Source organism: Haloferula sp. A504, from assembly GCF_044385805.1.
Taxonomy (GTDB): domain Bacteria; phylum Verrucomicrobiota; class Verrucomicrobiia; order Verrucomicrobiales; family Akkermansiaceae; genus Haloferula.
Map to the genome: position 1 here is coordinate 1 of NZ_JBISBU010000072.1, position 22,302 is coordinate 22,302.

Consider the following 22,302-nt stretch of genomic DNA (forward strand, 5'->3'; position numbering starts at 1 on the left):
AAACCGCTGACTGGACAGCCGGATGCGGGAGATCCGCACGTCCGGTTCGAAGGGAGGGGCGGCGCAAGCCAATGCGCCGTCCCTACCCCTATCACAAAACGCACTTGGCCAATGCCGCTCCCGGCGGCAGGTTGCGGCCCATGAAAATCGTCACCTTCCGCGACCGTGGCTACGATCGATTCGTCAGCTCCCTGAGGCGCCGGGCACTGCCGGGCGACGAGGTTCGCGACACGGTTGCCGGGATCATTGCCGACGTTTCGAAGCGCGGGAACAAGGCGCTCATCGACTACGCGGCGAAGTTCGACAAGGTCACCCTGAAGCCGCGCGAGTTGTTCGTCAGTGAGGAGGAATTCGCCGAGGCGAAGAAGGCGGTCGTTCCCTCGACCAAGCGGGCGGTGCGGGCGAGCCTCCGCAACATCACCGAATTCGCGAAGCGCAGCCTGCGCAAGGACTGGTCCTACCGGAACGCCGAGGGCGCCCGCGTCGGCGAGCGCTTCACGCCTTTCGATCGCGTCGGCGTGTATGTGCCGGGCGGCAAGGCGCCTTTGGTTTCGACCGCGCTGATGACCGCCGGCTTCGCTAGGGCCGCCAAGGTGCCCGAGGTGCTGGCCGCGACACCCTGCGGTCCGGATGGAAAGGTGAATCCCGAGCTGCTCTACGCCCTCCAGGCGGCGGGCGTGAGCGAGGTGATCAAGGTGGGCGGCGCCCAGGGTGTGGCCGCCATGGCGCTGGGGACGAGCACCATCCGTCCGGTGGATCGGATTTTCGGCCCCGGGAACCGCTTCGTCGTCGAGGCCAAGCGGCAGCTCGTCGGGGCGGTGTCGATCGACCTGCTGCCCGGACCCAGCGAGGTGTTGGTCCTCGCCGACAAGTCGGGCAACCCCGATTTCATCGCCGCCGACCTGCTGGCCCAGGCCGAGCACGGCGGTGACAGCGTGATCGGCTTCGTCACCGACTCGAAGGCGCTGGTCACCAAGGTTGAGAAAGCCATCGCGCGTCAACTCAAGGAACTGTCACGCGCCGACTACATCGCCGAGGTGCTGAAGAAGGGTGCCTTCGTGGTGGTGGTGAAGGACTTTGCCGACGGCGTGGCGATCGCCAACGACTTCGCCCCCGAGCACCTTTCGCTGATCTGCGAGGACGAGAGGAAGTGGCTCAAGCAAGTCCGCACGGCGGGCGCGATTTACGTCGGCAACCTTGCGGCGGTGGCGGTGGGCGACTTCCTCGCCGGCCCGAGCCACACCCTGCCGACCGGCGGAGCCGGGCGTTCCTTTTCCGGCCTGCGCGCCGACCAGTTCCAGCGCCGCACCAGCATCGTGACCATGGATGCCAAGGCGGTCGCCAGGTCCCGCGAAGTCGTCGAGGAATTCGCGCGGATCGAAGGTCTCGACGCCCACGGCCGGTCGGTTTCGATCCGGTGTGAGTGAGGGGGAGGGGCGCGCCCCGGTGGGGCGGTCCCGCTACTGCTGGCGCATGTAAACGTGGTAGCCGCAGTGGAAGTCGTCGGGGACTTTGGCCGTGGCCTCCTCCTCGGTTTTCGGCACGGCGTTGAAGCCGCCCTTTTCGACGATGAGGAAATCGCGACCGGCGATGGTCCGGACGCCCATCTTGAGAGCCTGGTCGTCGTTGACGCCGATCAGCCAATTGCCGGACCAGAAGTAGCCGCGGAAGAACCCTGACCTCTCGACCTTGCCGCCGTCCTTCAAGACGAGCAGGTCCTTGGGCTTCTCGATCTTGGCGGGCGGGTTGCCCTTGTGGCTTTTGACGAAGTTCTCGATGCACGTGTCGATCTCCGAGGGTTTCTTCGGGTTCGGCCAGACGGCCCAGGCCCAGGTGCCGACGAGTTTGTCGTTCGGCGTGAACTCGCCGCTGTAGGCATACTTGTCGGAGTCCTTGCCGCTGATGTAGGACTCGAGGGTGGTCTTCGGGATCTGCCGGACGAATTCCTCGCCGCCCGGAACGGTTCTCAGGATGTCGCCGATGCGCGAGCGGACGGTCTTGGCCCCCCGGTTCATGATGGCCCCGGTGTTCGGTTCGGTGAGCACGCTCGGGATGCTCTGGTAGGCGACCTCGGCCAGGGGTTCGGCGAACTTCTTCACCTCGGGTGAGGCACCCTTGAGGGCGTTGGCGATCGCGGAGGAGCTTCGCCATGATGCCGAGTCGACGCGGAAGGCCGTGGTCTTCTCAAGAATGGCGGGCAACACGATCTTGTAGTGCTCAGGCTCGGTGGCGATCTTCGCCAGCGTGCAGACCGCCTCGGTTTCCAGATAGGGACTCTTGTAGCCCTGCAGGAACTCCAGCAACCGGTCGCGGTGTTGGGCGATGAAGTCCTTGTCGGCCCGCGCGAGCGCCTGGATGGCGTAGAACGCGACCCACCATGCCTCGTCCGGGTCGTTCACCATCTTGCTCACTTCCGCGAACATTTCGGGTGTCACCTGGTCGTCTGGCAGCGGTCGCCCCTTGAACATGCCGGTGATCGCCAGCAGGCCGGCATGACGCAGGCGGGGGTCCTTCGATTTCAACAGAGGCAGGATCATGTGTGCCTTGCCGCGCCGGACCACCTGATCCATCGCGATGGTACGCAGGCCGTATTCGGGATGGTGGATGTACTTGAGCAGCAGTTCGTCGCTCACCTCGGCGGCGCCAAGCCTCGTGATCACCCCCACGGAGCAGTCGGTCCCGACCTTCTCGTTCAGGAGGTCGTCCATGGTCAGGGGGCCGCCGGGAATCGGCTCGATGGAGTGGAAGGCGTCGTCGGCGGCGTTTCCCCACGGGCGTCGCAGGGGCATGCTCTTCGCCCACTTGCTGCGCGGCGCGCCGAAGAGCTGCAGGTGCTTGCGCGGCAGCGTGTAGGTCAGCGCAAAGTAGGTGCCCCACGCGCGGTTGCCGCTGGCCTCGGTGGCGGAGCGGTCGTAGCGGTCGTCCATGCCGGCGATGCCGATGCTGCCGTCGTGGCGGCGCGAAAGCTCCATCACCCAGCGCCGCGTGTCGAAATACGAGCGGTACTGGACCGGGCGCTTCTCGCGCATCTGGTTCATCGCCGTGTGGTGCCAGATCTCGCCCATGCCGCCGCCGGTGTGGGCGGCGTGGAACCAGTTGGTGGCATAGAAGGCCTTCATCGCGGAGTTGTCGCGCGCCTTGGCGAAGACCGAGTCTTCACCTTCGGCCGAGATCATTGCCGCCGCGCCCAGGCCGAGCGCCAGACCGCTGGTCTTGCCGTTGTCGCGGAAGCCGCCCTCGGGAAGCGTGTTGCCGTAGGCGACGTTGCCGTGGCCGGCGAAGCGGTAGAATTGCCGGAAGGCCTCGTCGAACATGTACTCGTCGACCTCGACGCCGCACAACTTGGCCAGCAGCAGGAAGGTCATGCAGTGAACGCCCGAGGCATGCACCTGGCCGGTGCCGGTCGAGTAGGTGAAAGCGGCGGGGGCGCCGCGTCCACTCCAGCCGCCGCTGTACATGTGCTGCTTCAACTCCTCGGTCATCCTCTTGATCACCGGCAGCACGCTCTGGTCGCCGGTGCGCAGGTAGTACTCGCAGAGGCCCCATCCCTTGTAGCCCTTCTCCCAGTTCATCCCGCCGATGGTCTCGATGCCCTTCATCCAGCCACGGACGACCTCGAGGTCCTTCTCCTCACCGGTCGAGAGCAGGAAAATCACCGATCCCCATTGCGGCTTCTCTTCCTTGGCGAGGAGGTCCGCCAGGCCGCGCACGATCTTGTCCGACTTCGGGCAGTTGAGCGGCCACGTTTCGCTGTAGCGGCCCATCACCGGGATGGGCACGGTGACGCTGCCTTCGTCCTTGATCTTCAGGACCACCTTGCCGTCGGTGGCTTCCGCTTCGGTGATGATGTCGCCGAGGATGATGCGCGGGTCGATGTCCTTGAGGACGGTGCCGTTGATGCTCTCGATGATCTGGCCCTTCTTCAGCTTCCCGGTGGCGGCGGCGGGCGATCCCTCTTCCACATTGTGGATCTGCATCGTCATGCCCGGGCGCACCAGGTTGATGCCGATGCCGACGGGGCCGAAGTTGCGCACCAGCCAGGGACGGTTGCCGCGGCCGACGTCGTTCGGATACGGATTGAAGGTCCGCATCGAGACATTGTCGGAGTAGTAGGACTCCTCATTCTGCGCCCCCGCGCCGGGGGCGAAGGCAAGGAGGGCCAGGCAGGCGCTGGCGAGTCGCGGAAGAAGTGGGTGCTTGGCGCTCATCGACGCCAGTGAAGGGTGTTTGCGGCGGAAAGCCGAGTCGATTTTCCCGCCCGGCTACCGGACCTGACCCCGACGCCGGATCACCGGGGTGCAGGCGGGTTCCAAGGAAACCCTTCAGTCTCTCGTTCGTTACTTCTCGAAATTCCGCATGCGGTCCATCATCTCACAAACCGTCCGTTTGAAGTCTTCGGGCAGATCGGGATTTTTCCCCTCCCGTGCCTGTCCGAATCGATCTATCGCCCCTCACTTGTTTTCCGGACGAATCTTCGCCCGATTTCTCAAAGGGAGGGAAGCCAGGGTTATCCCCAGGGCGACAGGATCGCCAGCCCGGGGGCTGGCGGCCTCCTCATGGAGGCGCGAATCCCTGAACCGGACTCACTCGCCGGCGCGCTCCGGCCCGAGGGCCGCGACGATCGTCGTCACGTTGTGGCGGACCATCGCCTCGTAGCTCTCGGCGGTGGTGCCGTCGGCGATGAGGGGAGCGGCGATTTTCACCCCGATGTCGCTGGCGAGGGTCTGGAGGATCTTTGGATTGGAGGTGTCCTCGGGGAAAATGGCGGGGATGCCGGACTCCCGGATTCTGTCGACGAGTTCGGCCAGGCTTTGCGCATCGGGCATCTGCTCGCGGTTGAGCCCCTGGACGGGCAGGGCGGTGAAGCCGAAGTCGTGGCAGAAGTAGCCGAAGGCGGCGTGGGCGGTGGCGAGCACGCGGCGATCGGCCGGGATGCGGGCCACCTGGCGGCGGGTCCAGCGCTCGAGCGCGTCGAGATTGGCGCGGTAGGCGATGGCACGGTTGCGGTAGGCGTCGGCGTTGTCCGGATCGGCCTCGGCGAAAGCCTCGGCCGTGGCGGTGGCGGCGCGCCGGAAGGCATCGATGGAGTGCCACCAGTGGGGATCGAGTTCGCCCTCGTGATGGTGATCCGGATTGTTACACCCGCCTTCGAGGGAGGGAATGGTGGCGCCGACCTCGATCAGGCGGGTGTCCTCGCCGAGGATGTTGCGCAGGGCCGGGAGGTAGCTCTCGAGGCCCTTTCCCGAAGCCAGGCAAAGGTCCATGCCGACGGCGGCGCGAAGCTTGTCGGGCGTGGGCTCGAAGTGGTGGGGGTCATCGGTCTCGTTGAGCAGCTCGACGACTTCCACGCGGGGTCCACCGACTTCGCGGGCGAGATCGGCCAGCAGCGGATGGAGCGTGGCCACTTTCAACTCGGCGGCCGTGCAGGCCACGGCCAGCAGCCCGAGAATCGCAATGGAAAGTTTCATGCCGCGACGATGCCTCGTTTTTCTGAAAACGCAAGTGATTTGCGTTAGCGGGGCTTGCCGTGGATGCCGGGGCGGGCTAGGGAAGCGGGGTGAAGATCATTCTGGCATCGGGCTCGCCCCGGCGGCGCGCACTTCTTGCGCACGCCGGCCTGGAGTTCGAGGTGATGCCCTCGCCGGCTGAGGAACTGCATGATGCTTCGCTGGCGCTCGACGAACTGTGCGAGCGGAATGCCGAATTGAAGGCCCGGGCGGTGGCGCTGGCGGATGCGGCGGTGATCGGGGCGGATACGTTGGTTCACATCGACGGCGAGCCGCTCGGCAAGCCGGCCGACCTCGATGAGGCGAGGACGATGCTGCGGCGCCTGTCCGGCCGTGAGCACACCGTCTGTACGGGCGTCTGCGTGGTCTTTCCCGATGGCAGCGCGGAGCGTTTCCACGAGAAGACCGGGGTGAGGTTCCGGGATTTCGGCGACGAGGTGATCGAGGCCTATTTCCAGCAGGTGGACCCGCTGGACAAGGCGGGCGCCTACGGCATCCAGGAGCACGGCGAGATGCTGGTCGAGTCGATCGACGGTGCCTTTGACAACGTGATGGGCCTGCCGGTGGCGCGGGTGCTCGGCGTCCTCGGTGCTTGCGGCGGGGTGCTTGGAAGCGTTGAATGACGACGATGATTCTGCCACCGAGATATCCGGTGCTTTTCAACCCGAAGGCCCGCAGCCAGCGCGGTCGGCGGGCGCTGGAGTTCCTGATGGACAACGCGGCGGGGCTGGCCCTCTACGCCACCCGCTCCGGCGAGGAGGCGCATGCGCTGGCGGCGAAGTTCGCGGCCGATGGCGAGCCGATCGTGATCGCGGCCGGGGGCGATGGCACCCTCAATGCCGTGGTCCAGGGCCTGGCGGGTTCGAAGACCGCGCTCGGGGTGCTGCCGACGGGGACGATGAACGTCTTTGCGCGGGAGTTGGGCATTCCCTACGACAACCTCGACCGCGCCTTCGAGGTGATCCTCGAGGGCAACGTGAAGGAGGTCGACCTGTTCGAGGCCAACGGCACGCCCTTCGTGCAGATGGCGGGCGTGGGTTTCGATGCGCAGGTGATCGAGGAGACGACCTGGGAGACCAAGAAGGTGCTGGGTCCGCTGGCCTACCTGCTGGCGGCGGTGAAGGTGCTCGGCGAAAAGCCCCCGCGCATGGTCGCGATCGGCGACGACGGCCAGCGGGAGGAGGGCGTGGCGGTACTCGCAGGCAACGGCTCGCTCTACGGCGGGCAGATCAAGTTGTTCCACCGGGCCGACAACCAGGATGCCAAGCTCGACGTGCTCGTCTTCAAGGAGGCGGGTTACAAGCTGGTGCTGGACTCCTTGCGCGGCGTCCTCGGGAAGGTCGATTTCGACAAGTCCACCGTGGCGTATTTCCAATCGCGGACGCTGAAGGTGACGGCGGACCGCGAGGTGCCGCTGGAGGTCGACGGGGAGTTGATCGGACGCACCACCGAGGTCTGCTTCGGCGATGATCATCCGGAGAGGCTGCGGGTGCTGGCGCCGAAGAAGCCGATCGGCACGCGCTTCGAGGAAGCGATGAAGTCCATGATGGCATGGACGAAGAAGACGGTGGGAGGCCCGCAGGGTTGAAGATGTCCCGCCGCTTCCGGAAGGTGTTGTGGGTGACGGTCGCGGTGGTGGCCGTTGGGCTGATCGCCGTGGCGTGGGCCAATCTCGCCGCCGTGCTGGCGGGCAAGGGGCGGCTCTACGAGAAGGTGGCGGAAGTGCCGGGGGATCGCGTGGGCCTGGTGTTCGGGACCAGTCCCTGGATCGGCGACCGGGAGAACCTTTACTTCCGCTACCGCATCGATGCCGCGGCGGAGCTGTGGAAGGCGGGCAAGCTGCGCTGCATCCTCGTCTCCGGCGACAACGAGAACCGCAACTACAACGAGCCGGAGTACATGGCCGATGCGCTGGTCGAGGCCGGGGTGCCGAGGGAGATGATCGTGGCGGACTACGCCGGGTTCCGTACTTTGGACACGGTCTATCGCGCCAAGGAGGTGTTCGGAGTCCGGAAAGTCACCTTCATTTCCCAGAAGTTCCACAACGAGCGCGCCGCCTACCTCGCCAAGGCGAAGGGGCTCGACTACGTCGGCTTCAATGCGCGCGATGTGGAGGGACAGGGTGGCCTGAAGACCAAGCTCCGCGAGATCGGAGCCCGGGTGAAGATGTGGCTCGACGTGCGGGTGCTGGGCACCGAGCCCCGGCACTACGGCGACAAGGAGGAGCTGCCGGGTTAGAAAATCAATCGGTCAGAAGGTCGAAGGTCTGACAGTCAAAGGTCCGAACCGGCCACGCGGGTGGCATGGTTCGAAATGTCTGAGTAGAAGGACTTTCGACCTTGGGACTTCAGACCTTCGACGATCTTTCCTTCAACCACCCGCCGCGATGCGGACGATCTCGAGGGAGTCGCCGTCGTTCAGGGTGACCCCCGCGTAGGCTCCGGGCAGGACCGGTTCGCGGTTGTGCTCGACGACCACCGGTCGGCCGGCGAGGTCGAGTTGCTTGAGCAGGTCTTCGAGCGCGAGTGAGTCCGCCTCGAAGGTCCGGGCCTCTCCATTCAGGGTGAGCGTCATGGCGTTGCAGTGAGGATGGCTTCGTCCCAGTCCTTCCAGACCGGGTCCAGGCCCCTGCCGTGGAGCATTTCCGCCACCTCGGCGGGGCCGCGGTTGTCGTTGATGGCGAACTGTTCGGTCGCCCGCTCGCAGCCGGTGCGCTCGTCCAGTTCCACGCGGCGTCCGCGGACGGTGAGGTGGAGGTCGTCGTGGCCGGCGCCGGTGTAGCCGCCGGGCTCGGTGCGGGCGCCGGCGGACATCATGGTCACGCCGAGCGGGGCCAGCGAGTCCCGCAGGCGGGCGGGTTCGCGGGTGGAAAGCACGATGCCCACCTGGGGGAAGCACACCCGGAACGCGCAGACGAGCTGGACCAGCGCGCGGTCCGAGAGGAAAAGATCGGGGTCCGGCTCGTACTGGTAGTTGCCGGCGTAGGGGCGCATGCGCGGGAAGGCGATCGTGAAGTGCGCCTTCCAGCAGTGCTTGAGCAGGTATTCGAGGTGGGCGGCGAGGGCGATCGCCTCATGCCGCCAGTCGGCCAGGCCAAAGAGGGCACCGATTCCGATCCGGCGGAAGCCGCCGCGGTAGGCGCGCTCGGGGCAGTCGAGCCGCCAGTCGAAGTGCTTCTTCGGGCCGGCGGTGTGAAGCTGGCCGTAGGTTTCCCGGTGGTAGGTTTCCTGATAGACGACCAGTCCTTCGGCTCCATGGGCGACGATCTCGCCGTATTGGTCGTCCTCCATCGGGCCGACCTCGATCGCCAGCGTCGGGATGAAGTGGCGCAGCGCATCAAGGCACTCCTGGAGATAGCCGTCCGAGACGAACTTCGGGTGCTCGCCGGCGACCAGCAGGAGGTTGCGGAATCCGAGCCCGTGGAGGTGCTTGGCCTCGGCCACCACCTGGTCGACCGAGAGGGTCGTGCGGAGGATGGGATTGTTCCGGGAAAAGCCGCAGTAGGAGCAGTTGTTGACGCACTCGTTGGAAAGGTAGAGCGGGGCGAAGAGCCGCATCGTCCGCCCGAAGTGGCGGCGGGTGGCGGTCGCGGATTCGCGGGCGAGCGCTTCCAGCCGGGAGTCCTCACACGGCTCGATCAGCCGTCCAAGCCGCCGCATCAGCGGGGTGGGCCGGTCGAGGAGTTTGTCGAATGATTCCGAGAATGCCATCGGGCACGGCCACTCTCCATCGCGAGAGGCGAAAGGTCAAAAACCGATCGGGGCTTCCGGCAGACCCGGCTCAGCGCCAGGTCTTGTCGTCTTGGCGCTTCTCGAACTCAAAGCGGTTGGTTTGCTCGATCTCGAAGGCCTCGGGGACCGGGGGGCGCGCCGGATCGGTGCAACTCGAAAGCACAAGCGTCGCCACAACCAGAAAACCACCGGCAAATTTCATGCGGCAAAGCTTGCACTTTGCCCTTTGGTTGCAAGGCATATCGGTTGAAAAGCACGGCATCCCGAACGACCCGGGGCCCTGCAGGAACACCGAGCCCGATTTCCCCACGCAATGCCACAGCTCACGACTTACGAGAAAGCCCTCGCCCTGAATCTCGACCCGGAGATCTACGGCACCTTCGCCGAGATCGGTGCCGGGCAGGAGGTGGCGAACTGGTTTTTCCGGGCCTCCGCCTCGGCCGGCACGGTGGCCAAGACGATCTCGGCCTACGACATGACGATGAGCGATGCGATCTACGGCGACGCCAGGCGTTACGTTTCCCGGCAGCGGCTGAGCTCGATGCTCGATCACGAGTTTGGGCTCCTGACCGAGCGGCTGGCTCCCGAGCGCGGCGATCGTTCGACCTTCTTCGCCTTCTGCAACACGGTGCGCGCCCGGGGCTACCAGGACGACGGCGAGTGCCACGGCTGGCTGGGAATCCGCCTGCAACTCCGTCCGGGTGGCGAGCCGAACGACATCCTGATCCACATCCGCCTGCTCGACGACGAGAACTCCGAACAGATGGAGGCCCTCGGGATCCTCGGGGTGAACATGATCCATGCGGCGTTCCACCAGCGCGACAGCCTGGACGGATTCACCGCGGCGCTGGTCGAGCATCTGCCGGGACGGCGGGTCGAGGTTGACATGTTGAAATTCTTCGGCCCGGACTTCAGCTTCATCGACAACCGCCTGTGCTCGCTGCAGCTCGTCCAGAGTGGCCTGACCGATGCCGCGATGTTCCTGCCGGATGGCGAGGTGGTCCAGCCGGCCGAGGTGCTCTACCGGCGCAACCTGCTGCTGCTGCGCGGCAGCTTCGATCCGGTGACCAAGCTCCACCTCGACATGCTTGACCGCTCCCGCGAGCTGTTCGTGGGCGGGGACCACGGCGGTTTGGACGAGGTCATCGACCTGTGCGAGATCACGATGCACAACCTGTTGCGGGGCGGGGGCGAGATCGACCACCTCGACTTCCTCGACCGGGTCGATGCGCTCGAGGCGCTGGGCAAGCACGTCCTCATTTCGGACTGCCCGGAATTCTACCGGATCATCGGGGTGCTGAGCCGTTACACGGCGGAACCGGTGGGGGTGATCCTCTCGATCGGGCTGTTGAACGAGCTCTTCAAGCCGAAGTGGAGTCAGCATCTCGAAGGCGGCCTGCTGGAATCCTTCGGCCGGCTCTTCAAGAACCAGGTGCGGCTCTACGTCTATCCCTGGAAGAACCGCAGGAGCGGCGAGCTGGTGACGGCGCGCAATTTCAAGGCCCCCGAGGAATACCGGCATCTTTACCAGTATTTCCTCGATGGAGGGCTGATCATGGACGTGCCCTGCGGCAACGAGGCGCTGCTCAAGTTCACCAGCCGCGACATCGAGCGGATGAAGCAGGCAGGCGACGCGCAGTGGAAGGAGTTCGTGCCTGCAGGCTGAAGCTTGCCAAGAGGCGGGATGCGGGTTCTCTTCTTGTGATCCGATGAGCGAGCGAATCGTCTGCAAACCCACCTCCTGGTTTCTGCTGCGTGCGGTGGCGATGCTGCTGATGTTCGGGATCTTTGCGGCCTTGTTCTACAAGGACGGTCGCTGGGGCTATCGCGACAAGAACTATTCCTACCACATCAAGCGGGCGGTCGAGCGGGCGGTCGCGGAGTATGGCGAGTCGAAGGGGACGATGAGCCCCTCCGAGTGGCGCGAGTATGCGGCCAAGCAGCGGGTCTTCGTCGGCAAACCGGACATGACGACCCTGCCGGAGGGGACCGACGAGGACCTTCGCTGGCCGGCACTGCTTGGCGACCCCGAGGTGATGGAGGCGGGGATGAGCAACTGGCAGGCGCAGATTTTCGACCGCTACCGGGACGAGGCCGGGCTCAAGCACGACGCGCCGGAGCAGCCCTACTCGGCCAAGAAGATCTTCGAGCAGTGGGTGGTGTTCTGGATCTGCCTGGTCCTGTTCCTCGGGGCGCTTTTCGTGCTTTTGAGGACGCTGTCCCGGAAAGTGGTGCTGGAGGGCAGCACCTTCCAGCCGGCGGGTGGCCGGCCGGTGGATGTGAAGGACCTGAAGCGTCTCGACCTCCGCCGCTGGCAGAGCAAGGGCCTGGCCTATGCGTGGGCCGAGGACGGCAAGGGCGGCGAGCGCAGGATCCGGATCGACGGGCTGACCTACGGCGGCTTCCGGGAGGAGGACGGCCAGCCGGCGGAAAAGCTGATGGAGAAGCTCAAGGCGGGGTTTTCCGGGGAATTGATCGATTACGAGGATGTGGAGGAGCCCCCGGCGGATAGCCCGGAGCAGGGCGGCTGAGGTCGGTTTTTTTCGGGGTTGCCAAAAACCCGCCGCATCGCGTATCCCCTTCGGCACCCAACCACTTCAATTACAACCATGTCTGACAAGAGCATCGAAGACCGCGTCAAGGACATCATCGTCGACCAGCTCGGCGTGAATGCCGACCAAGTGAACCCGGAAGCCAAATTCATCGAGGATCTCGGTGCCGACTCGCTGGACACGGTTGAGCTCGTGATGGCGTTCGAGGAGGAATTTGAGATCGAGGTCCCCGACGAGGAGGCCGAGAAGCTCCAGTCGGTCGGCGACGTCATCAAGTACGTCGAGAGCGCCAAGGGCTGAGACGCATTCCACTGATTTTCCAGCGGGCGGCTCCGGATCCCACCGGTTCCGCCCGTTTTCTTTGCGTTCGTCCCCGCGTGGGCGACCCTCTGGCATGCATTCACCCGACGACGTCCAGTATGCGATGGAGACGACCCGCGTCCTGCGGCCGCCGGATCGTCGCATCGACACCTTCGGGGACACCCGCTTCGAGTTCCTGCTGCTCAGCGAGTTGATGGACTCCGCCGGGCAGATCCGGATCCGTAGCGGCGACATCGAGGCGGTGCGCCCGCGGCTGGTGAAGCCCGAGTCCTATCAGGACCTCGAGTTCGAAGGCTTCGACGACAAGGCACGCGGCCGGATCGAGCGCATGATCGAGAAGATGCGCGAGCAGGGGAAGGACATGGCCTTCCTCAACTACGGATTTCGCTTCGCCCGTGGAAAGGTGACCGAGGAGCTGGTGCACGACTCGCTGGACGAGGTCCGCGCGCGGGTCATGGAGGATGCACGGCGGACCGGGAACCCGGCGCAGGCCGTCATCGAGGGCGTGGACGACGCCTGGGAGGTCTCGGTGGTGAAATTCACCCTGGACATGATCATGGCGTCGCTACCGATCAATCATTTCGACTTCCAGCGGCGCGGACTTCTCTGAATGATTGGAGCCGGATGAGCTTCTGGATGCTGGTCAGGATCGTTGCCGGATTGGCCGTGGGAGCGGCCGCCGTCTTCACGCTGCTGATGGTCCGGCACGTCCACCACGAACCCTTGGACGGGATTTTTGCCGAACTGGTGCCGGTGACCTTCGAGGCGAAGCCGATGCTGGCCCTGCCGGAGGGGAATTCCGACCTGCCCGAGGTCGACCCCGGGATGAAGGTCTTCGAGAAGGCCCGGGAGCTGATCGCGGTGGGCGACCTCTTGAATGCCCGCGACCGCCTGCGGACCGTGGTCAGCATCTATCCGCGCTCGAAGGCCGCCCCGGAGGCCCGGCGGATCGTCGGCGAGATGAACCTGGACGAGCTTCTCTCCAAGGCGAACAAGACCAACAAGGAGGTCTACACCGTGGTCCGCGGCGACTCATACTTCGGGATCGCCGCCAAGCATGAGACCAACCTCGACATGATCCTCTACCTGAACGGGCTCATGGACCTCAAATCGCTCCAGCCCGGCGACGAACTCGTCGTCATGCCGCTGAATTTCCGCCTGCTGGTCGAGCCGAAGCGTGAGGCGCTGTCGCTCTGGGACGGCGGGGTTTTCATCAAGGAGTATCCGCTCGAGGCGGTGGTGGGTGCCCCCGGCGGCGACCAGAAGACGACGATCGCCAAGAAGACGGCCGTCAGCGGCGGCCGGGCCTTCACCCAGGCATCGGACGGCTACCGCGGGGCCTCCAAGGTCCTGACCATCGAGCGGATGCCGCTGGTCATTGCCGCCATGCCCGGGAAAGCCGACGAGGAGGTGCTGGCCCGGGGGTTTTATCTCGATCCGGCGGACATGGAGGAACTCGCGCTTCTGACCCGGCCGGGGAATGAGGTGGAAATCCGCTCCACGGCCCCTTAGTCTGTGCCTGCCGTCCTGATTCCCCATCCTCACTCATGCAGCTGCTGGAATTCGAAAAGCCGATCGTCGAACTCGAGAACGAGCTCGAGAAGCTCCGTGCGAAAGCGGACTCCCAAGAGATCGACATGTCGGGAGAAATCTCCACGATGGAAGGAAAGCTCGCCGAAACGCGGCGGCAGATTTACGAAAACCTGACTCCGTGGCAGCGAGTGCAGATCGCCCGACATACCCAGAGGCCCTTCATGCTCGATTACCTCGCCCATGCCTTCTCCGAATTCTGCGAGCTGCACGGCGACCGCCGGATCGGTGACGACCTGGCGATGCCCGGCGGCTTCGCCCGGATCAACGGACGCCGGGTGGTCGTGGTCGGCCACCAGAAGGGCCGTGACACCAAGGAGAATCTCAAGCGCAACTTCGGCAGCGCCAACCCCGAGGGTTACCGCAAGTCGATGCGGCTGATGAAGCTGGCCGAGAAGTTCAAGCTGCCGGTCGTGGCGCTGATCGACACGCCCGGCGCCTACCCGGGCATCGGCGCGGAGGAGCGCAACATCGCCGAGGCGATCGCCCACAACCTGCGCGAGATGATGCTGCTCAAGGTACCCATCGTCGCGGTGGTGCTCGGCGAGGGCGGATCCGGCGGTGCCCTCGGGATCGGCGTGGCCGACCGAGTGCTGATGCTGGAGAATGCCTACTACTCGGTGATCAGCCCGGAAGGCTGCGCGGCGATCCTGTGGAAGCACCGCAAGCACGCCCCCGAAGCGGCCGATGCGATGAAGCTTTCCGCCCCCGACCTGCTCAAGCTGGGCCTGATCGATGGCGTCGTGCCGGAGCCGCAGGGCGGTGCCCACCACGACCACAAGGCCGCGGCCGCCGCACTCCACGCCGCCGTGGAGACGGAACTGGCCGCCCTCGGCAAGCTTTCCGAGAAGCAGCTACTCGAGGCGCGCTACGACAAGTTCCGCCAGTTCGGCGAGTGGGCCGAGGGGTGATCCATCGTGGCGGCGGATTTCATCCGCCACGCCAAAAAAGAAAATGATCGGCGTGGCGGATACAATCCGCCGCCACAGTCAGCTGAACCCCGCCGCCCACAACGCGGCCTGGATCTTGAAGTCGACGAGCGTTCCCCCGGCTTGCCGGGCCGCGATCCACGACCGGATCTCCGCGAGGGGCACGTGATGGATCTCGATCTCCTCGTGGCCGACCCCGCCGCCGTCGCCCGCCTTCTCGAGCTCCCGGGCGAGGAAGAGATGGGTGATCTCGGCGGTCATGCCGGCGGAGGTGGGGGAAACGACCAGCTCCTCGATCTTTCCGGCGCGGTAGCCCGTCTCCTCGAGGAGTTCACGGCGGGCGGTTTCGGCCAGCGGCTCGCCGCGGTGCTCGGGCTCGTCACCGACGATCCCGGCCGGCAGCTCGATCGTGCGTTTCTGCACCGGAATCCGCAGCTGCTCGACCAGCACGACCTCGTCCTGCGGAGTGATCGCCAGAATGCCGACGGCGTGATCCGAGTCCGGCCGGCGGACGAAGTCCCAGCGGCCATCGCGCTGCAACTTGAGCCAGCGGGTTTCATGGAGGGTTTCGATCATTTGCCTAAGAATCAGTGACAGTGCGACGTAAAGGGTCGAGCTTCGCGCAGCCGCAATGTCCCGCCACGATTTCCAGATTCCCGTCAGCTTCAAGCACCGGGTGTGTTTCACCCGCGATGCCTTTGCGCCCGGGAACCGCCTGGTGGCCGAACTTCTCGAGGAGGGCGGGGGCCGCAAGGTGCTGGTCCTGGTGGAGGATGCGGTGGCGGCCGCCTGGCCGGAACTGAAGCGCCGGGTCGGTGAATACTTCGCCGATCTCGGCTTCAACTGGCGGGGCCTGCGGGTCCTGCCCGGCGGCGAGGAGGTGAAGGTCGACGACGTGCTGGTGCGCGAGGTCTGGCAAACGATCGACCACGAGCGGATCGACCGTCACTCCTACGTGCTGGCGATCGGGGGAGGGGCCTTTCTCGATGCGGTGGGCTATGCGGTGGCGACCGCCCACCGGGGCGTCCGCCTGGTGCGTTTTCCCACGACCACCCTCGCCCAGGACGACAGCGGCGTCGGCGTGAAGTGCGCGATCAATGCCTTCGGCAAGAAGAACTGGGTCGGCAGCTTCGCGGTGCCCTTCGCCGTGGTGAATGATTTCCAGTTTCTCGAAAGCCAGGACGAGGACGTGCGCCGGATCGGTCTGATCGAGGCGGTGAAGGTGTCGCTGGTGAAGGATGCCGAATTCTTCCAGTGGATCCGCCGCCACATCGAGGCGCTGGCGGCACTGGAGCGCGCGCCCTTCGAGGAGTGCGTCGAGCGCTCGGCCCTGGCCCATGCCCGGCACATCGCCGAGGGCGGCGATCCCTTCGAGACCGGCAGCAGCCGGCCGCTCGACTTCGGCCACTGGGCCGCCCACAAGCTGGAACAGCTCAGTGACTTCACGCTGGGCCACGCCTGTGCCGTCTCGATCGGCGTGGCGCTCGACACGCTTTACTCCGCCCGCTGCGGCCTGCTCCGTGAATGCGATGCCGAGCGGGTGATGGACGTCCTCGACACCCTGCGGGTGCCGATCTGGCACGACGCGCTCGACCTGCGCGATGCAAAGGGGCGGCGCCGGGTGCACGAGGGGCTCGAGGAATTCCGCGAGCACCTGGGAGGCGAGCTGACCGTGCTGCTGCTCCGTGATCTGGGCCGCGGCCAGGATGTCCACGCGCTGGACGAAGGCCTGGTCGATGCCTGCATCGATGATCTCAAGCGCCGCGCGGCGGCTCTCGGAGCCGAGTACAGCCCGCCCCGGGTTTCGTAGCCACCTTTGGGTTCGGGGGTGAAACGGCGGCTTTCCAGCTCCAGGGGCGGGAAGGGCCTCTCGATGGGAGAATTCGGACTAGGAATGGACGGGATTTCCTGCATTGCGGACCATGGGGCTAATGCGAATGGCACTTCCTTAAGCCATAGGGTCGGGCGTCCCGAAGAGACGAAACATCCGTAGCCGGGGACTTCGAGTCCCCGGTGGTCGCCGAGCGAGCTCCCTCGTCGGAAACCGACGATACAGGTTCTGCAGGGCGCGCTCGTGCTGTTCGGTCGGTTTCCGACGGGGGAACATCTCTCCCCGGTTCCGGGCGCTGAAGCGCCCGGCTATTCATGTGTGGCCCCTTCGGGACCATCGAGAGATCCGCTTAAGGAAGCGCCATTCGGGCTCATGCGGCCACAGGAAGGATGCCCTCGCCTCAATAAGCGTCGCCTCGCGGGCCGATGGAGTCGACGAACAGCACTTCGACTTCGCCGTCTCCACGGGGCTTCAGGATGGCGCGATAGACTCCGACGCGTAGCCGATACCAGCCATCCTGGTTGGTGAGCTTGCGGACTCCGGGATGGGTGTTGATGTCGTCGAGCGCGGCAACGTCCTCAAGGGCGGCGATCATTTGTTCCTGCCGGTCGCGCGACGGTGCAGGATAATCCGGCGCATTTACAGCGAGAGCTCGGCCTTGAGGTCCTTGAGGTCGGTGAACGCGTCCATGTTCCCGGCCGCGCGGTCGGCTTCGGCCTCGCGGATCGCTTCGAGCTCCTCAGCGGTCGCCTTGCCGTCATCCACGAGGCTCTGGATCTCCAGAAAAACGCTCCACGGAATGATGGCGGCCTGCGGCTGCCCGTCCTCTCCGATCACGGTCTGGTGGGTGATGTTCATGGTTCGAGCTTACACGCTTTAAGGCGTTCAGTCAGCGCGAATTTCCACCGTGGGGTCACCCTCCAGGGCCGGGCGTTCTTGATTGCAGGGAACCGCGGGGTTTTCTATCAACTCCGCTTGAATCCCGCCCGAAACATGAAACCCGCGTGTTGCCTCTGCCTCCTCGTCGCCTCCAGCCTGTTTTCCAACGTCCTTGCCGGGGATCTTGCGGTTCCGGGCGGATTTCCGACGATCCAGGCGGCCATCGATGCCGCATCGCCTGGTGACCGGATCGTCGTGGCTCCCGGCACCTACACCAACGACATCGACTTCCGCGGAAAGGATGTCGAGCTATTCGGTTCGGGTGGCCCGGAACTGACCATCATCGACGTGCGGAACACGACGAAGTTCGAAATGGGGCCGGCTGGAGCGCTGATCGGATTCACCATCAGTGGCGGGCGTGGCACCGATGGAGGGGCGCTCACGGTGGTTGGCGCGAATTCCTACATCGCGGACAATGTGTTCGATGGAAACTGGGGTGGCGGAGGTCTCGTCGGAGCCTCGGTCAACTTGCTGACGGCATCACCTTTGATCGAACGCAACGTCTTCCGGAACGGCAGTCGGGATGGCGCGACGTTCGCCTTGGTTGCAGCCATTCCCGATTCCAGCCCCAGGATCGTGAACAATGTCTTCGTCGACAATAACTGCCTTGCCTGCAACCTCGATGTGAGGCGTCCCGGAGCGGTCGTCGAGTGCATCAACAACACCTTCGTGCGCAACCTGATTGGGATCCGGGTTGGCCCTTTCTCGTCGAGCGTCAATTCCCCCACGGTCATCGTGCGAAACAACATTCTCGCAGAGAACGACACGGGAGCAACGACCCCGCCTCTCGAGTATCTTCCGACTTGGGAGAACAATCTCGTCCATGCCAATCGCCGGGACTACGGTTCGTCGGAATCGCCACTCGGAACGGCTGGCAATATCTCTGCCGACCCGCTTTTCACCGATTCAGCCGCTGGCGACTTCACGCTACGCGAAGGTTCGCCGGCGATCGACACGGGAACCAACATGAGTGCTCCGCTGTTCGACTTCCTTGGAAACAGCCGGCCCTTTGATGGAGACGGCGACAAGGTGGCCACCAGCGACATCGGTGCCTTCGAGTTCACGCGGAAAGCCGTCGTCGGTCTGGTGATCGAGGGGGGCACCGTGCACGAGTGCAACACCACCGGAGGGGCAATCGTTTCGGTGAGCGCTCCCACGGTTCCGGAAGATCTGGCGCTGGAGAGCCTCAGAATCTTCGTCAATGATCAGCAGGTGGCCGCCGCCTCACCGGCGGAGATCTTTCTTCCGCTGGGCCTCAATCAGGTGCGCGTGGAGGCGGTGACCGATGGGGATGAACTCCTGGAGAGGTCCGGGTCGGTCGATGTGATCGACACCACGCCGCCGGTGATCGAGGCGTGGTTCGAGGACGGGAGGACGGGCCGTCGCGTCGAGACGATCGAGACGCAGTTGCTGGAAAGCCTGGTGGTCAGGATCGAGGCCGAGGACATCTGCGACCCGGAGCCGGTGGTCACCTCGGTCCTGGGCACTCCGGTCGAGGACGGAAAGCAGATCGACTTCCGTTCGGAGGACCGGAAAATCGTTGTCGATGCCGACACCCTCACGCTCACGGTTTCGGCCCGGGACGGCCGGGGCAATACCTCGACGGAAATCAGGGAGCTGGGAGTTCGGTTTCGCCCACCCACCCTTGACGAGCTGGCCGAGATCTTCCCGTGGCTGCGGAATTGGCGAGGCTTCCGCCGATAGGGACGACTCCGGTCCGGTCCTCCCGCCCCGGGAGTTCACCCTCGCGGGTGCGAGCGATGATGCACCTGGCACAGCCGCTCGGGCGTGACGTGGGTGTAGACCTCGATGGTGTCGATCCGGGAGTGGCCGAGCAGGGTCTGGATCGTCCGCAGGTCCGCTCCGTGCTCCAGCATGTGCGTCGCGCAGGCGTGGCGAAGCAGATGGGGCCCGCCCCGGCAGTCGATCCCCGCCGCTTTCATGTACTGCTTGACCCTTTGACCCCAGGCCCCGGCGCAGAAGGGTTCGCCATAGCCGGTCAGGTAGAGGCCCTCGCTCGGTTTTCCGACGACCTCCAGGAGCGGCCTTGACCGTTGGAGATAAACAAACACCCACTCCCTGGCCGCACGGCTGATGGGCACGATCCGCTCACGCCCGCCCTTCGCACGACGGACCACGACCATCTCCCCGTCCCGGGAAAGGTCCCCGAGTTCCAGGCCGACGACCTCCTGCCGCCTCAGCCCCGAGCCGTAAGCCATCTCCATCATCGACCGGTCCCGGATTCCCAAGGGGTCCCGGGTATCCGGGGCCTCGAGGATCGAACGGACCTGATCCTCGTCCAGGATCTTGGGAAGCCGCCGGCCCCGGCAGCGTCGCACCGCGACGCCCGACAAAGGGTTGGCGTCGATCCGCCGGTTCACCTCCAGATACTCGCAGAAGGTGTTCACCGCCCGGATCATGCCTTCCTTGGTCGACTCACGGAACGGAGCACCCTTCGAGGTGCGCGATTCGTCGATCGACCTCAGCCACGCCCGGCACAGGCCGCGCGAAAGCCATTCCGGCTTGGTCACTCCGAACTGCTCGCACCACTGGAGAAACCTCCGCAGATGCCCCTTCCGGGTGGCGATGCTGCTCGGGCGCAAGCCCCGGTCGCGCTGGCTTTCCAGCCAGTCCTCAAGCAATGCACCCAGGGGTGTTGCCAGGCAGGGGGCCGGTTTCGGCTTCAGCCCGCCCTTGTGTTCCCGCCAATCACGCATCGAGCGCGCCCTTTCGATTCCTTTCGTGTCTCTTTTCATGGTTTGCCTCCTTGTTGAAGCATCCGCCAGCATAGGACCAGCTGGGGCGGAGTGAACCCAATTCGGGCCGGTCTCCGGCTCTCCCTCGATGCCGGGGAGTCCGAGGCCATCGCTCTCGCCAAAGACTCCGAACCCTCCACCATCTTCCCAGCGCTGGAGCGGGGGGCGCCCGCCCTTTGACTGCCGCAAAACAAAACCCTGACGAACCGCACGGCGCGGTGTAGAATCCCGACATGACCATTACTCGAAAGCTCGTACTCGACGAGAAGGGCGATCCCACCGAGGTGATCATCCCGTACGCCCAGTTCGTGGAATTCGTGGAGGTGTATGGCCTGGACCTCGACGACGAGGAGGCCCGCGAGCTGCGGGAGGCCCGGGAGGACTCCGCCGCCGGCCGCGGCTCGGCCTTCGTCTCTGCCGAAGAGGCATGAGGCGCGTCGTCTATCATCGCCACGCTGTCCGCTATCTCAAGCGGATGCCCGAGGACCGCAAGCGCCAGGTCAAGTCCGCCCTCGGAGAAGTCGCAGCCCTTGACGATGTTCTCGTCCATCCGAACATCAGAGCGATGAAAGGCGAATGGGAGGGCTGTTTCCGTATGCGTATCGGCAGCTACCGGGCGATCTTCCAGTTCGGTGAAATCGACGGCGAGGCGCTGCTCGAGGTCTTGGTCGTCGGCCCCCGCGGCGACGTGTATTGATCCGTGGAAAGCTCCTTCCGCTCGCTGCCCGAAGCCGCCAGGCTCCGCGCTGAGCGAAATGGCCTTCACGCCGTCGCGACGAATCCCGCACCGCGACTCCGAGCTTCCCCGCTGACCGAACTTCATGTATTGACTTCCCCGCATGGGATACTTCCCTCTCCAACCCGGACCCTCGAAACCGTCACGACGCGAATCTGACGTAGTGACAGAATACGGTTACCGTTGGTATGATCCAGTGACGGGCCGTTGGCCATCTAGGGATCCGATTGGAGAACAGGGCGGATACAATCTGTATGGATTCGTCGGGAATGATGGTGTGAGCCGGTGGGATCGTCTGGGGCTAGACTATGTAGGAATGCGATATTGGCGAGCCTATGTCAGCCAAGCTGCCGGAGTGGTTTTGGGCTTAGATCTTCAGAAGTTTAATTTTTATGACCACAGTGGGACAATGTCTTCTCTTACTGAAGCTGATATGGATGGTTTTTATCGCCATAAAGCCCTGCAACTGTTAGGTCAACTGGAAGAGTGCTTTCAAGGGTTCTATGTTGTTCGGGAGACGACCTCAACCCCCTTCGACATTCGCGTTTGGTTTGATGTTTCGTATGCGGGATTCTGGCTTGGCACCGCGCAGTCAACGGACTCATCTGGATTGCTGTGGCTTAGAAAATGTGGATCAAAGGTGTACATTAAGGACGGATTGAGCTTTCGATGGCATGATACGATTGATACTAACCCCAACAAATCCAATGCCTTTTACTGGTTGGAAAAGTTTTGGCAGTATCCAGAAGCGTTTCTATCGCTTGAGTTCTCCACAATCGTATCTTATAAAGACGAACGGAAAGGGGAGCGTCTGTTGATCGGAGAATGAAGAAGATCCTCTTGGCTGTTTTTGCCGCTGCTTTGTTAGCTTGGCCCGCCACTTTATTGTTTCACCCCGGTCCTTGTCGCGAAATGATCGTGTATTCCTGTGAACTGAATCAGGTATCACCTTCCAAGTTTGATTGGGGATCCTTGGAGAACCGGAGCGCGAAATGCGCAGAAATTCCACATTCTGGCATCTCGGGAGAATTAATGATCACATTCAGTGGCCTCAAGAAGGAATTCGTGGAGTTGGAAATTCGGAACGGAAAAGGCACAGGCGGTGGATGGATGATTCATCGTGATAGACTTGATCTAAATCATTGCTGCCCGATTCCCTCAGAATTCGACCCCGCTGGGCAAAGCGGATATCTATTCGAGGGCAAAGCAGCTTCGGAACGTTCGGGTGCTACATTCTACTTCATTCCTGATAGCGACCAAAACGACAGAGGACGAATACTAGTGCATCATTATTGAAAGTGGGTCTGAGGAAATCAAAGGGGTCAGTGAAAGCGCCGGGATAAACCGGCTTGGAACAGAGAATGAAAGAGTCTCACAGAGAAGATGTAGCCAGTCACTCTGGCCACGGAC

At 64.2% G+C, this 22,302-nt stretch carries 25 protein-coding genes; 16 read left to right on the forward strand and 9 right to left on the reverse strand.

Annotated elements, in window-relative coordinates; genetic code table 11:
• The first annotated feature begins 140 nt into the window (after positions 1-140).
• Positions 141-1,427: a histidinol dehydrogenase gene (gene hisD, locus ACG2LG_RS21335; RefSeq protein ID WP_396262478.1), complete on the forward strand. Its 1,287-nt coding sequence runs from the start codon at positions 141-143 to the stop codon at positions 1,425-1,427.
• Between the two features lie 33 nt (positions 1,428-1,460).
• Here the strand turns inward: hisD and ACG2LG_RS21340 are convergent, their stop codons facing one another.
• Complete coding sequence (locus tag ACG2LG_RS21340) at positions 1,461-4,208, reverse strand: DUF6288 domain-containing protein (RefSeq protein WP_396262480.1); 2,748 nt, start codon at positions 4,206-4,208, stop codon at positions 1,461-1,463.
• 375 nt (positions 4,209-4,583) lie between these two features.
• The gene (locus tag ACG2LG_RS21345) at positions 4,584-5,468 is read right to left on the reverse strand and encodes a metal ABC transporter solute-binding protein, Zn/Mn family (RefSeq protein WP_396262482.1); all 885 of its coding nucleotides are present in this window, start codon (positions 5,466-5,468) and stop codon (positions 4,584-4,586) included.
• 89 nt (positions 5,469-5,557) lie between these two features.
• Between ACG2LG_RS21345 and ACG2LG_RS21350 the strand changes: the two genes are divergently transcribed.
• The 3 genes from ACG2LG_RS21350 to ACG2LG_RS21360 are packed head-to-tail and all read left to right on the forward strand — an operon-like array spanning position 5,558 to position 7,745.
• Positions 5,558-6,130, forward strand: a complete 573-nt coding sequence (locus ACG2LG_RS21350) for a Maf family protein (protein ID WP_396262483.1) — start codon at positions 5,558-5,560, stop codon at positions 6,128-6,130.
• Positions 6,127-7,095, forward strand: a complete 969-nt coding sequence (locus ACG2LG_RS21355) for a diacylglycerol/lipid kinase family protein (RefSeq protein ID WP_396262485.1) — start codon at positions 6,127-6,129, stop codon at positions 7,093-7,095. The genes ACG2LG_RS21350 and ACG2LG_RS21355 overlap by 4 nt, the downstream gene beginning before the upstream one ends.
• 2 nt (positions 7,096-7,097) lie before the next feature.
• Positions 7,098-7,745, forward strand: coding sequence for a vancomycin high temperature exclusion protein (locus ACG2LG_RS21360; protein ID WP_396262487.1), 648 nt, complete (start codon positions 7,098-7,100; stop codon positions 7,743-7,745).
• A gap of 132 nt (positions 7,746-7,877) precedes the next feature.
• Here ACG2LG_RS21360 and thiS read toward each other — a convergent pair whose 3' ends face one another.
• From thiS to ACG2LG_RS21375, 3 genes are all read right to left on the reverse strand, one after another.
• Positions 7,878-8,081 carry a sulfur carrier protein ThiS gene (thiS, locus tag ACG2LG_RS21365; RefSeq protein WP_396262488.1) on the reverse strand — a complete coding sequence of 68 codons (204 nt, stop codon included), beginning with the start codon at positions 8,079-8,081 and terminating at the stop codon, positions 7,878-7,880.
• On the reverse strand, positions 8,078-9,217 hold the full coding sequence (gene thiH / locus ACG2LG_RS21370; RefSeq protein WP_396262490.1) for a 2-iminoacetate synthase ThiH: 1,140 nt from the start codon (positions 9,215-9,217) through the stop codon (positions 8,078-8,080). Before thiH ends, thiS begins: the two co-directional genes overlap by 4 nt.
• A 70-nt stretch (positions 9,218-9,287) precedes the next feature.
• A complete protein-coding gene (locus tag ACG2LG_RS21375; RefSeq protein WP_396262492.1) occupies positions 9,288-9,440 on the reverse strand; it encodes a hypothetical protein in 153 nt (50 codons plus the stop codon).
• Between the two features lie 111 nt (positions 9,441-9,551).
• Between ACG2LG_RS21375 and ACG2LG_RS21380 the strand changes: the two genes are divergently transcribed.
• The 6 genes from ACG2LG_RS21380 (at position 9,552) to ACG2LG_RS21405 (ending at position 14,612) form a co-directional block, all read left to right on the forward strand.
• On the forward strand, positions 9,552-10,904 hold the full coding sequence (locus ACG2LG_RS21380; RefSeq protein ID WP_396262494.1) for a TonB-dependent receptor: 1,353 nt from the start codon (positions 9,552-9,554) through the stop codon (positions 10,902-10,904).
• Positions 10,905-10,947: 43 nt separating this feature from the next.
• A complete protein-coding gene (locus ACG2LG_RS21385; protein WP_396262495.1) occupies positions 10,948-11,769 on the forward strand; it encodes a hypothetical protein in 822 nt (273 codons plus the stop codon).
• Between the two features lie 78 nt (positions 11,770-11,847).
• Positions 11,848-12,090, forward strand: a complete 243-nt coding sequence (locus ACG2LG_RS21390) for an acyl carrier protein (protein ID WP_396262497.1) — start codon at positions 11,848-11,850, stop codon at positions 12,088-12,090.
• A gap of 94 nt (positions 12,091-12,184) precedes the next feature.
• The gene (locus ACG2LG_RS21395) at positions 12,185-12,721 is read left to right on the forward strand and encodes a hypothetical protein (RefSeq protein WP_396262498.1); all 537 of its coding nucleotides are present in this window, start codon (positions 12,185-12,187) and stop codon (positions 12,719-12,721) included.
• 14 nt (positions 12,722-12,735) lie between these two features.
• Positions 12,736-13,623, forward strand: a complete 888-nt coding sequence (locus tag ACG2LG_RS21400; RefSeq protein WP_396262500.1) for a LysM peptidoglycan-binding domain-containing protein — start codon at positions 12,736-12,738, stop codon at positions 13,621-13,623.
• A 35-nt stretch (positions 13,624-13,658) separates the two neighbouring features.
• Positions 13,659-14,612 (forward strand): acetyl-CoA carboxylase carboxyltransferase subunit alpha, encoded by a 954-nt coding sequence (locus ACG2LG_RS21405; protein ID WP_396262501.1) that lies wholly within the window; start codon positions 13,659-13,661, stop codon positions 14,610-14,612.
• Positions 14,613-14,690: 78 nt separating this feature from the next.
• On the opposite strand, the gene ACG2LG_RS21410 is transcribed toward ACG2LG_RS21405, so the two are convergent.
• Positions 14,691-15,206 (reverse strand): NUDIX hydrolase, encoded by a 516-nt coding sequence (locus ACG2LG_RS21410; RefSeq protein WP_396262503.1) that lies wholly within the window; start codon positions 15,204-15,206, stop codon positions 14,691-14,693.
• 55 nt (positions 15,207-15,261) lie between these two features.
• Between ACG2LG_RS21410 and ACG2LG_RS21415 the strand changes: the two genes are divergently transcribed.
• Entirely contained in the window at positions 15,262-16,440 is a 1,179-nt protein-coding gene (locus ACG2LG_RS21415; RefSeq protein WP_396262504.1) for a 3-dehydroquinate synthase, read from the forward strand.
• Positions 16,441-16,861: 421 nt separating this feature from the next.
• Here the strand turns inward: ACG2LG_RS21415 and ACG2LG_RS21420 are convergent, their stop codons facing one another.
• Both ACG2LG_RS21420 and ACG2LG_RS21425 read right to left on the reverse strand, forming a co-directional pair.
• Positions 16,862-17,056, reverse strand: coding sequence for a type II toxin-antitoxin system RelE/ParE family toxin (locus ACG2LG_RS21420; RefSeq protein WP_396262506.1), 195 nt, complete (start codon positions 17,054-17,056; stop codon positions 16,862-16,864).
• Between the two features lie 44 nt (positions 17,057-17,100).
• A complete protein-coding gene (locus ACG2LG_RS21425) occupies positions 17,101-17,319 on the reverse strand; it encodes a hypothetical protein (protein WP_396262508.1) in 219 nt (72 codons plus the stop codon).
• 135 nt (positions 17,320-17,454) lie between these two features.
• On the opposite strand from ACG2LG_RS21425, the gene ACG2LG_RS21430 reads away from it, so the two are divergent.
• Positions 17,455-19,104 carry a choice-of-anchor Q domain-containing protein gene (locus tag ACG2LG_RS21430; protein WP_396262510.1) on the forward strand — a complete coding sequence of 550 codons (1,650 nt, stop codon included), beginning with the start codon at positions 17,455-17,457 and terminating at the stop codon, positions 19,102-19,104.
• A gap of 35 nt (positions 19,105-19,139) precedes the next feature.
• On the opposite strand, the gene ACG2LG_RS21435 is transcribed toward ACG2LG_RS21430, so the two are convergent.
• Positions 19,140-20,156: a tyrosine-type recombinase/integrase gene (locus ACG2LG_RS21435; RefSeq protein WP_396262512.1), complete on the reverse strand. Its 1,017-nt coding sequence runs from the start codon at positions 20,154-20,156 to the stop codon at positions 19,140-19,142.
• A 233-nt stretch (positions 20,157-20,389) separates the two neighbouring features.
• Here ACG2LG_RS21435 and ACG2LG_RS21440 point away from each other — a divergent pair, with 233 nt between their 5' ends.
• The 4 genes from ACG2LG_RS21440 to ACG2LG_RS21455 all read left to right on the forward strand — a co-directional run bounded on the left by ACG2LG_RS21440 (position 20,390) and on the right by ACG2LG_RS21455 (position 22,188).
• Positions 20,390-20,587, forward strand: coding sequence for a hypothetical protein (locus ACG2LG_RS21440; RefSeq protein WP_396262514.1), 198 nt, complete (start codon positions 20,390-20,392; stop codon positions 20,585-20,587).
• Positions 20,584-20,853 (forward strand): type II toxin-antitoxin system RelE/ParE family toxin, encoded by a 270-nt coding sequence (locus ACG2LG_RS21445; RefSeq protein WP_396262516.1) that lies wholly within the window; start codon positions 20,584-20,586, stop codon positions 20,851-20,853. The genes ACG2LG_RS21440 and ACG2LG_RS21445 overlap by 4 nt, the downstream gene beginning before the upstream one ends.
• A 202-nt stretch (positions 20,854-21,055) precedes the next feature.
• A complete protein-coding gene (locus ACG2LG_RS21450; protein WP_396262518.1) occupies positions 21,056-21,721 on the forward strand; it encodes an RHS repeat-associated core domain-containing protein in 666 nt (221 codons plus the stop codon).
• On the forward strand, positions 21,718-22,188 hold the full coding sequence (locus tag ACG2LG_RS21455; protein WP_396262520.1) for a hypothetical protein: 471 nt from the start codon (positions 21,718-21,720) through the stop codon (positions 22,186-22,188). The genes ACG2LG_RS21450 and ACG2LG_RS21455 overlap by 4 nt, the downstream gene beginning before the upstream one ends.
• Positions 22,189-22,302 lie beyond the last annotated feature (114 nt).

Excerpts from the sequence above, each read along its gene's own strand:
- ACG2LG_RS21415 (WP_396262504.1), top strand. The coding sequence starts at position 15,262 with ATGTCCCGCCACGATTTCCAGATTCCCGTCAGCTTCAAGCACCGGGTG.
- ACG2LG_RS21400 (WP_396262500.1), top strand. The coding sequence starts at position 12,736 with ATGAGCTTCTGGATGCTGGTCAGGATCGTTGCCGGATTGGCCGTGGGA.
- ACG2LG_RS21385 (WP_396262495.1), top strand. The coding sequence starts at position 10,948 with ATGAGCGAGCGAATCGTCTGCAAACCCACCTCCTGGTTTCTGCTGCGT.
- ACG2LG_RS21395 (WP_396262498.1), top strand. The coding sequence starts at position 12,185 with ATGCATTCACCCGACGACGTCCAGTATGCGATGGAGACGACCCGCGTC.
- thiH (WP_396262490.1), bottom strand. The coding sequence starts at position 9,217 with ATGGCATTCTCGGAATCATTCGACAAACTCCTCGACCGGCCCACCCCG.
- ACG2LG_RS21430 (WP_396262510.1), top strand. The coding sequence starts at position 17,455 with ATGAAACCCGCGTGTTGCCTCTGCCTCCTCGTCGCCTCCAGCCTGTTT.
- ACG2LG_RS21410 (WP_396262503.1), bottom strand. The coding sequence starts at position 15,206 with ATGATCGAAACCCTCCATGAAACCCGCTGGCTCAAGTTGCAGCGCGAT.
- thiS (WP_396262488.1), bottom strand. The coding sequence starts at position 8,081 with ATGACGCTCACCCTGAATGGAGAGGCCCGGACCTTCGAGGCGGACTCA.
- ACG2LG_RS21345 (WP_396262482.1), bottom strand. The coding sequence starts at position 5,468 with ATGAAACTTTCCATTGCGATTCTCGGGCTGCTGGCCGTGGCCTGCACG.
- hisD (WP_396262478.1), top strand. The coding sequence starts at position 141 with ATGAAAATCGTCACCTTCCGCGACCGTGGCTACGATCGATTCGTCAGC.
- ACG2LG_RS21405 (WP_396262501.1), top strand. The coding sequence starts at position 13,659 with ATGCAGCTGCTGGAATTCGAAAAGCCGATCGTCGAACTCGAGAACGAG.
- ACG2LG_RS21340 (WP_396262480.1), bottom strand. The coding sequence starts at position 4,208 with ATGAGCGCCAAGCACCCACTTCTTCCGCGACTCGCCAGCGCCTGCCTG.
- ACG2LG_RS21380 (WP_396262494.1), top strand. The coding sequence starts at position 9,552 with ATGCCACAGCTCACGACTTACGAGAAAGCCCTCGCCCTGAATCTCGAC.
- ACG2LG_RS21360 (WP_396262487.1), top strand. The coding sequence starts at position 7,098 with ATGTCCCGCCGCTTCCGGAAGGTGTTGTGGGTGACGGTCGCGGTGGTG.
- ACG2LG_RS21435 (WP_396262512.1), bottom strand. The coding sequence starts at position 20,156 with ATGAAAAGAGACACGAAAGGAATCGAAAGGGCGCGCTCGATGCGTGAT.
- ACG2LG_RS21420 (WP_396262506.1), bottom strand. The coding sequence starts at position 17,056 with ATGATCGCCGCCCTTGAGGACGTTGCCGCGCTCGACGACATCAACACC.
- ACG2LG_RS21455 (WP_396262520.1), top strand. The coding sequence starts at position 21,718 with ATGAAGAAGATCCTCTTGGCTGTTTTTGCCGCTGCTTTGTTAGCTTGG.
- ACG2LG_RS21445 (WP_396262516.1), top strand. The coding sequence starts at position 20,584 with ATGAGGCGCGTCGTCTATCATCGCCACGCTGTCCGCTATCTCAAGCGG.
- ACG2LG_RS21425 (WP_396262508.1), bottom strand. The coding sequence starts at position 17,319 with ATGAACATCACCCACCAGACCGTGATCGGAGAGGACGGGCAGCCGCAG.
- ACG2LG_RS21355 (WP_396262485.1), top strand. The coding sequence starts at position 6,127 with ATGACGACGATGATTCTGCCACCGAGATATCCGGTGCTTTTCAACCCG.
- ACG2LG_RS21390 (WP_396262497.1), top strand. The coding sequence starts at position 11,848 with ATGTCTGACAAGAGCATCGAAGACCGCGTCAAGGACATCATCGTCGAC.
- ACG2LG_RS21375 (WP_396262492.1), bottom strand. The coding sequence starts at position 9,440 with ATGAAATTTGCCGGTGGTTTTCTGGTTGTGGCGACGCTTGTGCTTTCG.
- ACG2LG_RS21440 (WP_396262514.1), top strand. The coding sequence starts at position 20,390 with ATGACCATTACTCGAAAGCTCGTACTCGACGAGAAGGGCGATCCCACC.